Source organism: Pedobacter sp. KH_004, from assembly GCF_057840755.1.
In genome coordinates this window covers 2999376-3014967 of sequence record NZ_CM174519.1, presented here as the reverse complement: position 1 = coordinate 3014967, position 15592 = coordinate 2999376, and the positions used below count along the sequence as shown (strand labels likewise).

Annotated in this window: 9 protein-coding genes; 7 read left to right on the top strand and 2 right to left on the bottom strand. The window is 39.3% G+C overall.

What is annotated here, in order from left to right; genetic code table 11:
* The 6 genes from AC3ITD_RS13040 (at window position 1) to AC3ITD_RS13015 (ending at window position 12257) form a co-directional block, all read left to right on the top strand.
* The gene (locus AC3ITD_RS13040; protein WP_489360289.1) at window positions 1-1866 is read left to right on the top strand and encodes a RagB/SusD family nutrient uptake outer membrane protein; all 1866 of its coding nucleotides are present in this window, start codon (window positions 1-3) and stop codon (window positions 1864-1866) included.
* 10 nt (window positions 1867-1876) lie between these two features.
* Window positions 1877-3283, top strand: a complete 1407-nt coding sequence (locus AC3ITD_RS13035) for a sulfatase family protein (RefSeq protein WP_489360287.1) — start codon at window positions 1877-1879, stop codon at window positions 3281-3283.
* Window positions 3284-3305: 22 nt separating this feature from the next.
* Entirely contained in the window at window positions 3306-5984 is a 2679-nt protein-coding gene (locus tag AC3ITD_RS13030) for a DUF4962 domain-containing protein (RefSeq protein ID WP_489360285.1), read from the top strand.
* Window positions 5985-6136: 152 nt separating this feature from the next.
* Window positions 6137-10240 (top strand): hybrid sensor histidine kinase/response regulator transcription factor, encoded by a 4104-nt coding sequence (locus AC3ITD_RS13025; RefSeq protein ID WP_489360283.1) that lies wholly within the window; start codon window positions 6137-6139, stop codon window positions 10238-10240.
* Between the two features lie 27 nt (window positions 10241-10267).
* Window positions 10268-11065 carry a DUF4350 domain-containing protein gene (locus AC3ITD_RS13020; RefSeq protein ID WP_489360281.1) on the top strand — a complete coding sequence of 266 codons (798 nt, stop codon included), beginning with the start codon at window positions 10268-10270 and terminating at the stop codon, window positions 11063-11065.
* A 79-nt stretch (window positions 11066-11144) separates the two neighbouring features.
* Window positions 11145-12257: a formylglycine-generating enzyme family protein gene (locus AC3ITD_RS13015; RefSeq protein WP_489360279.1), complete on the top strand. Its 1113-nt coding sequence runs from the start codon at window positions 11145-11147 to the stop codon at window positions 12255-12257.
* 235 nt (window positions 12258-12492) lie between these two features.
* Here the strand turns inward: AC3ITD_RS13015 and AC3ITD_RS13010 are convergent, their stop codons facing one another.
* Both AC3ITD_RS13010 and AC3ITD_RS13005 read right to left on the bottom strand, forming a co-directional pair.
* Complete coding sequence (locus AC3ITD_RS13010; protein ID WP_489360277.1) at window positions 12493-13275, bottom strand: carbonic anhydrase family protein; 783 nt, start codon at window positions 13273-13275, stop codon at window positions 12493-12495.
* Window positions 13276-13477: 202 nt separating this feature from the next.
* Window positions 13478-13738, bottom strand: coding sequence for an Arm DNA-binding domain-containing protein (locus tag AC3ITD_RS13005; RefSeq protein WP_489360275.1), 261 nt, complete (start codon window positions 13736-13738; stop codon window positions 13478-13480).
* A gap of 307 nt (window positions 13739-14045) precedes the next feature.
* Here AC3ITD_RS13005 and AC3ITD_RS13000 point away from each other — a divergent pair, with 307 nt between their 5' ends.
* Window positions 14046-15497 carry an IS1182 family transposase gene (locus tag AC3ITD_RS13000; RefSeq protein WP_489360273.1) on the top strand — a complete coding sequence of 484 codons (1452 nt, stop codon included), beginning with the start codon at window positions 14046-14048 and terminating at the stop codon, window positions 15495-15497.
* The last annotated feature ends 95 nt before the right edge of the window (window positions 15498-15592 follow it).

Below are 15592 nucleotides of genomic sequence, written 5' to 3'. Positions count from 1 at the left end.
ATGAAAAATATAAATATCAACATCAGAATGATTTTAGTGATTGGTTTAATTGCACTGATGCCATTGGTTTCCTGCAAAAAATCGATTGAGACCACCCCGTATTCTGCTTTTACATCAGCAAATTATTTTAGATCTGTGAGTGAGGCTTACTCGGCCACCTTGGGTGTTTACGAGGCAATGAAAAGTCCAAATACCTATGCCTGGAACATTCCTTTGGTATTTGATGCCGACACGGATATCGAGTTTTTGAGCCCTGGAACTACCGTGAACGACTTTAGAGAGGTTTCACATTATTATTACCTGGCTGGAAATTCAATGTTTTACAATACCTGGTCAACCCTATACGCAGGCATTGATCGTGCAAATGTGGTTATTGAACGTATTCCGCAAATGGATTTGTTTACTAGTGGATCCGCTGCTGAAAAAGCTGATTTAAATAGGATGTTGGGCGAAGCAAAATTTTTAAGAGGATTTTACTACTCAGAACTGATTCGGCTTTGGGGCGATGTACCATTTAAAACGAAAAGTTCGGTTACCGGAGATGAATTAAGATTAGCGCTTACCGATCGTTTTGTAATCTATGAGCAGGTAATGAAGGATATGCAGGAAGCTATTGCCGTGTTGCCGGCATCTCTTCCAATTGATGAGCGCATTAACAAATTTGGGGCGAAAGCAATATTGGCACGTGTGGCACTATTTGCTGGTGGGTATTCGTTAAGGGCAAATGGTACCATGCAAAGGGCAAATGATTACACAAAGTATTATCAGATAGCCCAAACGCAGGTAAATGAAGTGATTGCATCAGGTTTTTACCAATTGAACAGCAGTTATAGCCAGGTCTTCAAAAATCAATCGCAGCAGGTTTTCGAGCCAAAAGAGAGTCTTTTTGAAATTTCTTTCTACACGCCCACCGTTACCACAACCTCGAGTTCAAGCTTTGGCTATTTTAATGCCGGCTTAACTTCCAACGGTCTTTATAGTAGTACATTGAATAGGGTATTCGTTCCAGCCTCTTTTTATACCAGTTTTGATAATGGCGACCTTCGTCGTGATTTTTCAATTGCCAGATATAGCCTGGATGCAAACGGCAACAGAGTTCCATTGTTAACAGCCAGACAAGATGAAACCTGGACACCCGGGAAGTGGAGCCGTGAGTACCAAAAAAACTCAGCTTTGGAAAGAAGTTACACTAACATCAACTATGTCGCCATGCGTTATGCAGATGTTCTGCTGATGAAAGCAGAGATTGATAACGAACTGAATAACGGGCCCACGATAGAAGCCTATGATGCGATCAATGCGGTAAGGAGGAGAGCTTATGGAACCAACACAGTTGGGAGTGCAATTACGATTACACTTGCTGCGGCTGGAACTGGTTACACAGCCGCTACAACAATCAGCATCACAGGTTCTGGCGTTGATGCTTATGCAGTACCAGTAATTACATCTGGAAGAGTCTCAGCAGTCACTATTTTAAATGCAGGCAGTGGCTATACAACACCGCCAACCCTTACCATTAACGGTGTAGGTACAGGCGCTGTATTAACGGCTGGACTGCAAACAAAGCGTACAAATGCAACTGTAGATTTACCAACAGGATTGTCTAAGGATGCATTTCTGCTAAGAATTCAAAACGAGAGAGCATGGGAATTGTGCTTCGAAGGTATGCGCCGATCTGATTTGATTAGATGGAATTTACTCGGAGATAAGATAAAATCAACCCAGGATGCCGTTAAAGCCATTCGTTCGCAATATGCCTATGTAGCAAGTACAAATTTTGTTAAAGGTAAACATGAACTTTATCCACTGCCACAAAATGAGTTGGATGTAAACAAAAATATTACCAGACAAAATCCAGGATTTTAAATCTATAAATATGAAACTGGACGCTATAGGCAGGGAAAATTCCTCACTTAAAAGGATGATATTAACGCTCATATTCTCCTTATTAGGGATATATGTTCTTGCCCAATCGCCAAAACGGCCCAATGTACTTGTCATCATGACCGATCAGCAGACTGCTGAAGCCATGAGTGCCGCAGGCAATCAATATTTAAAAACCCCTGCTATGGATAAGCTTGCGAAAAACGGAGTTCGCTTTACAAAAGCCTATTGTGCACAGCCATTATGTACGCCATCGCGTTCTTCAATTTTTAGCGGCAAAATGCCTCATGAAACAGGTTTTATTGGCAATGCGCCTGAAAAAGATGGACAATGGCCAGATAGCCTACTGATGATGGGTAAAATATTTCAAAATGGCGGTTACCAAACTGGATATGTAGGCAAGTGGCACTTGCCTGTGCCCACAAGCAAAGTTAGCCAACATGGATTCAATTACATCGAAAATACCAATTTCTTGGATTATAATGATGCCGCAACGCCATCCTTTTGCGCCAGATTTATAAAGGAAAACAAAGATAAGCCGTTTTTATTGGTTGCCTCTTTCCTAAATCCCCATGATATTTGCGAGTGGGCAAGGGGTGAAACATTAAAGATGGATGTTCTAGCAAATGCCCCACCTGTAGCGGAGTGCCCACCTTTACCTTCAAACTGGCGAATTCCCGAATTCGAACCGAAAATTGTAAGGGATCAGCAAAAAAAGGTTGGTTTGCGCACTTACCCATCAGTAGGCTGGACTGGAGATCAGTGGCGTCAATATCGATGGGCTTACAATCGTTTGGTTGAAAAAGTGGATGGTTATATCGAAATGCTCTTAAGATCACTTCAAAAATATGGCGTGGATAAAAATACGATTATCATTTTCACTGCAGATCATGGCGATGGATACGCTGGCCATAGCTGGAATCAGAAACAGATTTTATATGAAGAATCCGCGAAAGTCCCCTTTATCATTTCCAAAATGGATGGGTCAATAAAATCCCGTACAGATGATATGCTGGTTTGCAACGGCGTTGATATGATTCCAACAATCTGTGGGCTTGCAGCTGTAAAGATGCCAGGTTATTTGAAAGGAATAGATTTAAGTAAAAGATTGATTAACCCGAACATTTCACTTCGCGATACTTTGGTGATAGAAACAGAATTCGCCGATAATGAAGAATTACTGGGTATCAGTGGAAGAGCAGTAATCACGAAAAATTTGAAGTATATCGTTTACAATAAAGGACTTCTGCGTGAGCAACTTTTTGATCTGAAAAAAGATCCTGGAGAGATGCATAATCTGGCTAAGGAAAATGCAAGCAAAAATAAATTATTAAAAATGAGAAATTACCTTAAGCAATGGTGCTTGAAAAATGGCGATAAATTTAATTCAGGTTTGTAGTAAAGTATCTCAATATATTATAATGAAAATTTTTATAGCAGTTTTTATTTCCTTGCTCTCGATTAACTCCTTCGCACAGCAGACAGGTGTAAAACAAGTTAACGAAGCAAAACTTCATGCCCGGGTACGGGAGTGGCCATATCCAGCTAATGGTATAACGGTTCCAACCAATGCTCCAGCCTTATTATGGCCAGGCACTAACGGTAAAACCAAGGTTTTGCCTATGGAAAGTGGCAGTGAGATTCCGGAAGATCCCAATATCGGAAATGTAAAGTATAAGGTCATGCTTGCTACTGATCCAACTTTCAAAAGCAACGTAATATCGGGTAAAGAACAGCGTTGGGCAGTTTATCCACTGCATCAGGCTTTAAAACCTGGTAAATGGTATTGGAAATATGGCTACACACTTAAAAACAGCAACAACTGGATTTGGTCTGAAACCTACAACTTTCTAATAGATCCCAAATACGCCAGTTTACCAGTTTCTCCATCAATCGAAACTGTTTTAAAACGGAATGAAGGGTTACATCCGTTATTATGGAACATGAACCAGATTGGGGAAGACTTTTACAATAGAAATCTCCAAAATCCTGAAGCTAAAAAGTTTATTGCTTTCGCTGAAAAATTGATGCTGGAGCCGCTTCCCATCGAAAAACCTCAAAGAATTATTGATACTACAGGTAAAACGCCTTTGGAAAAAAAGATTATTATCGAGCGGATGTACCACGGCTTTGGTGATGCAGTAGGCACACCAGTTAGAAATCTTTGCATTGCCTTCCAGTTAACCAAAGACAAACGTTTTATTCTGAATGCAAAAAGAAGGGCATTGAATATTGCCAACATGAACCCGAATGGTTTGGCAACTGGCGATGATTTTACTAGTGGCGCAGTGCTGGAAGCTTTAGGCTGGTTTTATGATGCGGGCTTCGATTATTTAAATCAAGAAGAAAGGCTCCGCTTAAAAAATATGATCACGCTGCGGGCGAAGAGGGTTTATGATCATCTTCCCAACCGTTTTGAGCTTCATGTGAGCGATAATCATGTTTGGCAAATTACTTTAAGGAACCTGGCTATTGCAACAGTTTCTGTAATTAACGAAGTCCCGGAAGCAAAAGAATGGTTAACCTATATGTACGAAGTGTGGTCGGCCAGGTTCCCAGTTCTGGGTACAACTGATGGTGGCTGGCATGAAGGAAATGGGTATTTTAGGGTCAACTTCAAATCCATTATTTACCTGTCGCAAATGTTCGGAGATTTTAGTGGAGTAGATTATTTTAAGCTCCCCTGGATGCAAAACTTACCCTATTACCTCATCTATACCCATCCCAATGGTTCTGCCTCGACAGCAACGGGTGATATGTGGGAAAATATTCCCTACATTGTGAAAGGAGAAGCCTGGTTTGCAGATGCACTAAGTCTTAAAGTAAATAATCCCTATCTAAACAATTATGTAGCGAAGATAAAAGCCGATAACCCTGAATATTTCAGAGGAACGGATGATTATCTGCTTTTTAGACTGCTTAATTACAAGCCAGACCGCAAGATCGCAACAAAATATTTTGATGATTTACCCAAAAGCAGGGCATTCAACGATGTAGGCGTTGTGGCCATGCATGAAAACCTCAACGATGCCAGAAATAACCTAAGCAGTTATTTATTAAGCAGTCCTTTTGGTGCGTCAGGTCACGGACATGCATCACAAAATGCTTTTACCATAAATTATAAAGGTAAAGTACTTTTTGGTGGAAGCGGGTATTATAGCAATTTTAGCGATAAACATAACCTTTTTTATTACAGAAGTTCCAGGGCTTATTCAACAATTCTAGCCGATAGCATCAGTCAAAAGATTGGCGAAGAAGGATTTGGTTGGATTCCAAGATCAATCAGTGGAAAAAATATTCAATATGCTTTGGGAGATGCCAGCAATGCTTACGGTAAGATTCAAAGTGAATTTTGGTTAAACCGCTTCGATCAGATCAAAGTCCAGCCAACTAAAGGAAACGTCTATGGGGATTCGGGAGTAACACTATATCGTCGGCACATGCTTCAGCTTGCGGGCGAATATATCGTGCTTTACGATGAACTATCAGCCAGCAAACCTGTAAAGTGGACTACCCAGTTTCATGCACCATACAGTAAGATGCAAGCAGAAAATTCGAGCGCAACAAATCGAAAGGATTTCACAACTGAAAATGATTCTGTACGCAGCCTGACTACAGTTTTTGCCAACAGTCCGATTAACCTGGTGGTACATAATCAATTTTCTGAACCTGCTGAAAACTGGAATAAGGTTACTGATGATGCAGGTAAAATCAAAGATTTCAAAAATCAATGGCATGCGGGCATCACGTCTTTGCCATCCAAAAACTTTAGGTTCTTAACGATAATACAAATCAAAACCGGTAAGGTGGAAGTGGTTAAAATGCCGGATAGCAATGAAGGCATTTGTGAAGTAAGGATAGGAGAGTGGCATATTACGGCACAGTTGAATGGCGATAAAAACGCTGCATTAATAATATATGGAGCGCAAAGCAAATCGTTATTTACTTATGGTGATATGCCGGTAAAATTTCGAGGGAAGGCCTTTGTTTCAAATCTAAAGGGAAGTTCTGTTTTGCTCGAAATGATCAATGGTAAGCTTGTCAAAAAAGAGGTGGTCGATCAGTTTCCTGATGTTTTGAAATATGATAGTGCTAACTAACATTTTAAAATTGATCACTATTAAAAGATTTTTAACCAAATTTAAAAGTGGCTTACATGATGCATCGCTAACTTCGTATTGTTAAGTGTTTGATCATGCAAACTTATAAATGCTTATCTTGAATATTTAATCATCAGGTTATCAAAAATTCTATGCTTCTACAGAAGTTATCAATCATACAAAAAGCAAATTGGTTCCGATTCAGGTGGCTGAATGCGATTTTTGTATTATGCTTTATTTTGATAACTGGCGATTCGGAAGCGCAAGTTTCTGATCGTAATTTCAGGAATATTTCTGTAAGCAAGGGACTTTCTCAGAGTACAGTTTTTTCGATAAAACAAGATACGCTGGGATTTATCTGGATGGCGACGCAGGACGGACTCAATCGTTATGATAGCAAGGGCTTTAAAGTCTACCGTCCTGTTAAGGCTCATCCAAATAGCCTTCAATCTTATTACATCCGCACATTATTTGTCGATCATGCTGGTAATTTATGGATTGGTGGTAATCAAGGCGTTAGTCGATACGATTATGCTAAAGATGAGTTTGTCAACTATAAATTACCTCGAAGTTTAGGGGAGTGGTATGTTTCTTCGATTACTGAAGATGAACATCATAATCTTTGGGCAACATCAGTTGTTGGTGGTATTTTTCAATTGTCACCAAAATCAAAGACTTTTGAGGAAGTCAATTTAAATTTATTCGATTACGGAATTAAGAAAATAGCTTATATCGGCAATTGGAAAAAAGATCTTTTGATCGGAACAGATGTTGGGCTTTTCAAAAGATCGGGAAATCAGGACCAATTATCAAAAATAGATCTGGGTTCGGAGAAAGCTGCGATTAATGAGGTTTATCTGGATGGGGACGTTTTATGGGTGGCCACAGAAGGAGCTGGATTGATTCGCTACAACCCAGAAACGAAACAAAGGAAAACTTTTTTACATCATGCGGATGCGAACAGTATCGCCGATAATAGCATTAGGAGTGTAGGGAAAGATACCCAGGGGAATATCTGGCTTGGAACCTTCAAAGGTTTGTCTATTCTTAGTGCTGCTTCCGGACTGTTTGATAATTATTTTCATCAGGTTTCCCAACCCTACACCATTAGCCAGAATTCAGTTCGGTGTTTTTTCAGGGATAAGCAAGATGGGATCTGGTTGGGTACATTTTATGGAGGGGTAAATTATTATCATCGCAATGATATCAAGTTTAACCTGCTGAGTCAAAACACGGGCAAATTATCATTAAATGATGAGGTGGTTAGCGCCATCAGTCAGGATAAAAAAGGTAATTTTTGGATCGGTACCAATGATAAGGGGCTGAATTATTGGGATAGAAAGAACAACACGATTAGCTATTATACCAGCAATGAGCGCAGTGCCAGCACATTGGCATCCAACAACATAAAAGCTATCGCTTTTGATGATCGCGAGCAAGTACTGATCGGAACGCATAATGGCGGTTTAAATATATTGAACCCCGCTACCGGATTGGTTAAGCGTTTTTTACACAATGAAAATGATCCAAATTCAATTGCTGGTAATTTGGTATACAGCGTGCTGAAAGATTATAAGGGCAGAATTTGGGTGGGAACCCGGTCTGGATTAGACCAATTTGATTCCGAAAAAGGGTTATTTTCTCACATTCATTTGGATAAGGCTGGCAAAAGGTTGAGCTCTGATGATATCACTTACCTTTTTGAAGATAGCAGGCGTAGGATATGGATCGGTACAACCAATGGAGTTACTTTGCTTTATCCGGACAATATGCTGTTTGGGAATACCGCCAAATCTCAAATTAGTGATGATGTAATTACCTGTATAACTGAAGACAGTAATCAGCGAATATGGGTTGGTTCAAGGGAAGGCTTGAGTTTGTTCGATGAAGCAAGCCAAACGTTCATCACACATCGAAGCCGAAAAGATTTTATCACAGGTACCATTTATGGAATTGAATCCGATCAGGAAGGCAACCTGTGGATTTCTACAAACAAAGGGCTTGTCCGCTACAATCCAGCGAACAAATCAGTCCAAACTTTTGATGAAAGCGACGGCTTGCAGAATAATCAGTTTAATGATTATGCTTTTTGCAAAGCCAGGGATGGGATGTTACTCTACGGAGGCATTAACGGGGTTTCTTATTTTTATCCTTCAAATATCAAACAACAATCCTTACCATTAAAAGTATCCTTTACCGCACTTGAGGTTTTCGGCCGAATGGTGAATATGGGCGATGAAACCGAAATACTCGAAAATCCTCTGGATCAAACCAATAAAATCTCGATCGCTTCTGAATATAAGCAGTTTACCATCCGTTTCAATGCCTTTAATTATATTTCAGCTAACCGAACCCACTACCTCTATATGTTGGATGGTGTGGATGAAAACTGGCAGCGAACAGATGATTTGAAGGTGGTTTATAATAATTTGAAAGCAGGCAACTACCATTTTAAAATTAAGGCCGTGGGCCCAAACGGAGAAACCAGTGCAGTGCGAAGTTTGCAAATCAACGTACTACCACCCTGGTATAATACCTGGTGGTTTTACACTTTGGTATTCGCTTTTGCTGCAGTTGGGGCTTATGTTGCTTACAGAATTATTGCAGAGCGTGTTAGAGCGCTGCATCAGTTAAAGCTTGAACGTGTGGATAAAGAAAAAGTTCGATACATCAATCAGATGAAAATGGATTTTTTTACCAATGTTTCACACGAACTGAGAACGCCGCTAACCTTAATTCTTGCTCCATTAGAAGAAATGATCAATAAGCCACTGGCGCAAAAAGCGATTACAAAGCGTCATGAAATGATGCTCACGAATGCAAAGCGGTTGTATAATCTGGTCGATCAGCTTTTCGAGTTCAGGAAAACAGAAACGGGAACAAGACGTTTGCAAGTAGAATGGGGGGATATTGTAAGTTTTATACATGAGATATACGAGTCTTTCAAGCCTTTGTCAGATCAAAAAAGAATCAACTATACTTACCGCTCTACTCAGGCAAAGCTTGCTTTCTTTTTTGACCATGATGCAATGGAAAAAATATTGTTCAACCTGCTTTCTAATGCATTTAAATACACTAAAAACGAAGATCAAATCAGCATTGATTTATCCATGTCAAAAGATTATGCCATTATTAGAATAAGCGATTCCGGCGTGGGGATTGATCAGGATGATCTTGCCAAAATTTTTGACCGTTTTTACCAGGTCAACAACCAGGAAATGAACCTGGGTTCAGGTGTCGGTCTGGCTTTCACCAAACGACTGATTGAATTGCATCATGGATCTATCACTGCCGAAAGTGAAATTGGTAAAGGAAGTGTTTTCACGGTTTCGATTCCAACCTCAGATACTGCCTATGGCGATTTAGGTAAAAAAGACAGTAAGATTTATGAACTCTCTACTGTATCTGAAGCATTAACAAGCCAAGCGGATCAAAATGTTGAAGAGGTTCTGGAAGATTCCAATGTTGTTGACGCAGATGGCATGCACAAAAGCCATTTGTTATTAGTGGATGACAACCAGGAAATACTAGATTATTTGCGGGAATATTTTGAAACAGACTACCGGATTACCATTGCGTTTGACGGGCTTATGGCACTCAAAATACTTGAAGAACAAGCTTTTGATCTGATTGTGAGTGATGTGATGATGCCAGAGCTTGATGGTCTGCATTTTTGTAAACGGGTAAAACAGAATATTAATACTTCTCATATTCCTGTGATGTTACTCACGGCGAAGTCAGAAATCGATCAGCAGATTAAGGGATTGGAAATGGGGGCTGATGATTATATTACGAAGCCTTTCTCCATCGAGATGCTGGCAGCCAAAATTGCCAACCTGTTGAAAGCTAGAAAACGTTTGATAGATTATTACAGCGGCAGTAGGGAGGTGGTTCCTCAAAATCTGGCCTTCAATACCCTTGATGAAGAGTTTCTTAAAAAAGCAATAGATGTGGTGGAGAAGCATTTATCCGATTCAGATTTTTCGGTAGAAAAATTTAGTCAGGAGATTGGCATGAGCCGATCTAATCTTTATTTAAAATTTAAGGCAATAACAGGAGAATCAGCAACTGATTTCGTCAAAACCATCAGATTTAAAAAGGCGGTTGAATTGATGCAAAGCAAGCGATATACGATGGCCCAGGTTACTTATATGTGCGGGTTCAACTCCCCATCTTATTTCTCAACAGCTTTTAAGCAATACTATGGTTGTATGCCGACCGAATACCTGATCAAGTTAGATTCAGAAAAAGGCTAGACCAAATTATCCACACATAATCAAATCATGACAAAAACCTATTTAAAATTCATCTTCACAGCGGCAATAATTAGTATAAGTAGCTATGTTCAAAGTCAAGTTGTTACGCTGGATCATTACTTTAACAGCGAAACCAAGGCAATCGCTGATGGACAAAGCCTACCTTTTCATTATTTGTGGAACGATACGGAAATGACCGGTTTCTCTATTTTAGGAGCATCTTTTAAGGGTAATGGCGCAAAAGAACTTAGCGTACTTTTTCAAAAACCAACAGCGGAAGCGCTGGCAGAGAGCGATGTTTACATCATTGTAGATCCTGATCACCTGAAAGATAATCCTAAACCAAACTACATGAATGCAGAGGACGCAAATGCAATAGCGGCCTGGGTAAAAAGGGGAGGGGTTCTATTGCTTTTAGGGAATGATAAAGCGAATGCAGACCTGGAGCACTTCAATATTTTAGCGGAAAAATTTGGGTTTAAATTTAATAATGATTTAATCCTTCATGTTATAGATGATGCCCATTTCGAAGATGGAGCAATAAATATTACCAACAACTGGATATTTAAAACCTCAAAAAAGATTTTCATCAAAGATGCTTCTTCTATTTCCATAAGCCATACAGCAACGCCAGTTTTAAAAACTAACAAAGGCGAAGTTGCAATGGTGATTTCTGAATATGGAAAGGGAACTGTTTTAGCCATTGGTGATCCATGGTTGTACAATGAATATACAAATGGCAGGTTACCGCAAAGTTTCGAGAATGATAAAGCAGCAGATGATCTGTCGAAGTTTATGCTAAAATCAATAAAATTAAAGCGTTAATGAACATGGGCTCTTCTGCAATTTTTAATAAGGATGTATTAACTTTGTTTATGTGCTTTTTGAAATCTATGTTCTAGACATGAGAAAATTTAAGACTTTAATTTATACCCTACTGCCACTCTTTTTTTTAACATGCTCTGATTCAAAAAGCAGCATCGAAAAAAAACAGAAAAACGATTCTTTACAATCATGCGAGCAAAACCTTCCCAGTAGGTTTGGGCAATTAAGTGATACTTCCAGTTTTATCGGGAATAAAGTTAGTCATCGCGGCATGGTTCTGATTCCTGCAGGAACGTTCAATATGGGCGCTAAGGATAAAGAAGGACGAGAAGATGAGTACCCACAACACAAGGTCAAACTATCATCTTTTTGGATGGATGTTAGTGAAGTAACCAATGCAGAATTTAGGAAGTTTGTGGATGCGACGGGATATCTAACAACTGCAGAACGGAAACCCGTTTGGGAGGAAATGAAAAAACAATTGCCTGCAGGAACTCCAAAGCCGCCAGATAGTGTTTTTGTTGCCGCATCACTAGTGTTTTATCAACCTCAAACGATTGATGGTTTGGATAATGCTGCTCAATGGTGGCGCTGGATGAAAGGAGCTGATTGGAAACATCCCCATGGACCGAAAACAAATATCGACGGAAAAGATAATTATCCGGTTGTTCATATCTCCTGGGATGATGCGATGGCTTATTGTAGATGGTCTGGAAAGCGTTTGCCTACCGAAGCGGAATGGGAATATGCAGCAAGAGGCGGTTTGAAAGAGAACCCATATCCCTGGGGAAATGAGAATGTTGAGAAAGGCACTGCAAAAGCCAACACATGGCAGGGAAGTTTTCCGGTTAGCAATACAAACTGGGATAATTTTGGAGGCCTTGCGCCTATAAAACAATTCAAGCCAAATGGTTATGGTTTGTTTGATATGGCCGGAAATGTTTGGGAATGGTGCAGTGATTGGTACCGTTCAGATTATTATAAAACGGTTGGTGGATCAGCTACAAATCCAATTGGCCCATTAGATAGTTTTGATCCAATGGAACCAAGCGTGCCAAAAAAAGTTGTTCGCGGAGGTTCTTTTATGTGCAACGCATCCTATTGTGAGGGCTATAAAGTTACTTCGAGAATGAAAACTTCGACTGATACCGGCCTTGAACATACCGGATTTAGGTGCGTGAGTTCTAAATAGCATTTAATAAGTTTTAATTAAAAAGATGAGTAGCTGCTTTGCTAAAATTGTTTTATAGAATGTGATTTGATAAATGACTTCCAATAAGCACTTCTTCATTTCTGATGAAAGATTGCTCTAAGTTTAGAAGGTAATAAATTTATTAAATTATGATCTTCTTGTTTCTTTTAGTTATCCATAAACGTTACTCTTGTTATTTTGATTAAAGATGAATAGTTGTTAGTCTAATGGGCTATTATATCGGCTTCTGTTTGCGTTCCAGCATTGAAACCTTTCCGGTTTTCATGTCATATACACCTCCAACTATTAAAATTTGATTTTTGTCTTCCATTTCTTTCAGGATGGGACTACCTTTCCGGATTTCGATAATAGCCTGTTCCACATTTTCTTCGCAGACTTCCTCTACAAAGTTCGCATCCTTTGAAGTCTTCCCAGGTCGATGATTTTTGAATACTTTGTATACTGCCGGTTTTATTTTATTGTGTAGGCCAGTAATGTTTCCGAGTTCAACACCATCTATAGCAGATTTTACTGCGCCACAATATTCATGGCCAAGCACGAAAACTACCTTTGCTCCAGAAACCTTACACGCATATTCCATGCTTCCTAAAATATCATTGTTCACAATATTTCCAGCAACCCTTGCTACAAATAAATTGCCTATCCCACTATGAAATACATCCTCCACCGGCACCCTTGAATCCAGACATGATAAAATTACCGCTTTGGGATATTGGCCAATCGAAGCTTTTCTCACCCGCTCAGCAGTATTTCGTACAGTCAAGTTGTCCTCAACAAAATCCTTATTCCCTTCCATAAGCCTTTTAATGACTTCGTCTGGTTTTAATTCAGCTTGTTCCTGTTTGGATAGTGGTTCAGAAACTAGAATATCTCGTTTCTCGATCTCGACTCTTTGTAATCGATCAGTTTGACTGCTGTTATTAGTTTGTTGATTTCTGATGCAGAACGTTACCGTCAATGCAATAAGGATAATTGCTGGAATTCTAAAAGTTTTCATAAAAAAAATAAGAGTTTTAAGATTTAGTTCACGAAGTGGTCATGGAATCTTCATCTAAAATAAGCAAAGCCTATAGCATTATTTGTTAAAATATTAATATACTTTTCGGTTATGTTCTTCGAATACACTGATTAGTGCAATCTGCTTTCCTCTCTTCCAAGAAATCTGTCGCGGATAACATCTGCAGTAATAGTTTCGTCTTTCAAGATAAGTTGACGAAGATCTCATAGGTCTTGGTTTTAATATCAGAAAGATATGCGTTTAAGGATCTGGAGTCTTCCGTTTTACCATTCGTCTTTCCTGCTACAATACTCCATTTGTCAGGTTCACAAGACCGACCAGCTGTAATTTTTGAACCCTTTCCATCTATTGTAATTCGCATGTAGATGCCTACCGGGCCGTTTTCATAGTCTTTTTTTCTTTTAAGAAAAAAGATTAACTTAAATTTTTCATAATGACTCACCTAAAGGTTAACAAATCTAGCTTTGCAGTCATTAAAAATCAAGATGTATAATATAGTAATGTGTTGATATACAGTTTTTTGTAGCTTTTTTGGTGGACGTCTTATCTTACACACAAGTGTCACCGAATTGCTCACCTAAACCTTGCTATTTCATGCATATCTTGGTTATATCTAAAAACAAAAAAGCCCTTTATCATACGATGAGGGCACTGAAAAAGTCCCTTTTTAAAAAGGATAAAAGGAGTAGAAAATTAGTTTTTCTGCTCCTTTTTTTGTATTTTAAAGTTATATAATTACTGCCTTTAAGATGCTTCTTCAACAACAAAAAATCCAGTTTAGCGAGTTTTCCAGGCTTTATGACCTGATTATTCCTAAGGAGAATTTACTTCGCAAGATTAATGAGCTAATAGATTTTAGCTTTATCTATGATGAGCTAATAGGCAAATACTGCCCGGACAATGGCCGTAATGCTGAGAGTCCGGTGCGCATGTTCAAATATTTGTTATTGAAGACGATCTATACCATTTCTGATGTTGATGTCGTGGATCGTTCCCGCTATGATATGTCCTTTAAATATTTTCTGGAGATGTCCCCTGAAGAAGACGTGATCAATCCAAGCTCGCTGACCAAGTTCCGAAAGCTTCGTCTTAAGGATATGGATCTCTTAAACCTGTTGATTGGAAAAACCGTTTCTTTAGCCCTAGAGAAGGGTATTATAAAATCCAAATCCATCATTGTCGATGCTACGCATTCACTTTCCAGATCCAACCCATATTCACCTATTGAGGTATTAAGACAACGTTCGAAGTTGCTTCGAAGAGCAGTATATTCAATGGATGATGATTTCAAAACCCGGATGCCCCAGAAGAATGAATCAAACGATATCCTAAGGGAAATAGAATACTCTAGCGAACTGCAAAAACTTATCGAGTCTGATGAAACACTAAGTGAGATCCCTGCAGTAAAGGAGAAACTGAACCTGTTAAAGGAAACAGTTGAAGACACCCGGGAGAATTATACAATATCCAAAGATATGGATGCTAGGACTGGCCACAAAACAGCCGACAGCAGCTTTTTTGGCTACAAAACTCATTTGGCAATGACAGAGGAGCGTATTATAACCGCTGCTGTTGTCACATCAGCAGAGAAAGGAGATGGGCCTGAACTACCAAAACTGTTGAACCAGGCCCAGGCAAACGGAATGGAGGTGGATACCATCATAGGCGATGCAGCTTATGCCGGGAAGAACAATCTCAAGCTCTGTGATGTGAAGGGAAATAAGTTAAGGATAGTTGCCAGGATGAACCCTGCCATTACCCATGGCGCAAGAAAAGAGGAAGAAAAGTTTGATTATAACAAAGATGCCGATATGTTCGTATGTCCTGCAGGGCACCTGGCTATGTACAAACGGGTACAGGGCAGAAAGGTAGACAGGAAAAACCAGGCAATGACCTATTATTTCGACGTCGAAAAATGTAAAACATGCCCGCTAAGAGATGGCTGCTACAAGGCAGAAGCTAAAAGCAGAACGTACTCGGTTACAATAAAGCCAGATGAGCATAAAGAACAGGAAATATTCCAGCAAAGCGAGTACTTCAGGGAAAAATCAAGACATAGATATAAAATTGAAGCAAAAAATAGTGAATTGAAAAATGTTCATGGATATGACAGAGCAAATTCCTATGGCCTGGAAAACATGAGAATGCAAGGTGCACTTGCGATATTTGTGGTTAATCTTAAGAGAATTCTCAAATTTTGAAAAAAAGGATAATAATCTATATAATTCTATAGATCAAACTAACAGTTTGCTCCAGCTCTCCATATCGAATGGAATGTACGTTATCAAATAAGAAA

Coding starts and splice junctions, on each gene's coding strand:
- AC3ITD_RS13010 (WP_489360277.1), bottom strand. CDS start 13,275: ATGAAAACTTTTAGAATTCCAGCAATTATCCTTATTGCATTGACGGTA.
- AC3ITD_RS13035 (WP_489360287.1), top strand. CDS start 1,877: ATGAAACTGGACGCTATAGGCAGGGAAAATTCCTCACTTAAAAGGATG.
- AC3ITD_RS13020 (WP_489360281.1), top strand. CDS start 10,268: ATGACAAAAACCTATTTAAAATTCATCTTCACAGCGGCAATAATTAGT.
- AC3ITD_RS13015 (WP_489360279.1), top strand. CDS start 11,145: ATGAGAAAATTTAAGACTTTAATTTATACCCTACTGCCACTCTTTTTT.
- AC3ITD_RS13030 (WP_489360285.1), top strand. CDS start 3,306: ATGAAAATTTTTATAGCAGTTTTTATTTCCTTGCTCTCGATTAACTCC.
- AC3ITD_RS13025 (WP_489360283.1), top strand. CDS start 6,137: ATGCTTCTACAGAAGTTATCAATCATACAAAAAGCAAATTGGTTCCGA.
- AC3ITD_RS13000 (WP_489360273.1), top strand. CDS start 14,046: ATGCTTCTTCAACAACAAAAAATCCAGTTTAGCGAGTTTTCCAGGCTT.
- AC3ITD_RS13040 (WP_489360289.1), top strand. CDS start 1: ATGAAAAATATAAATATCAACATCAGAATGATTTTAGTGATTGGTTTA.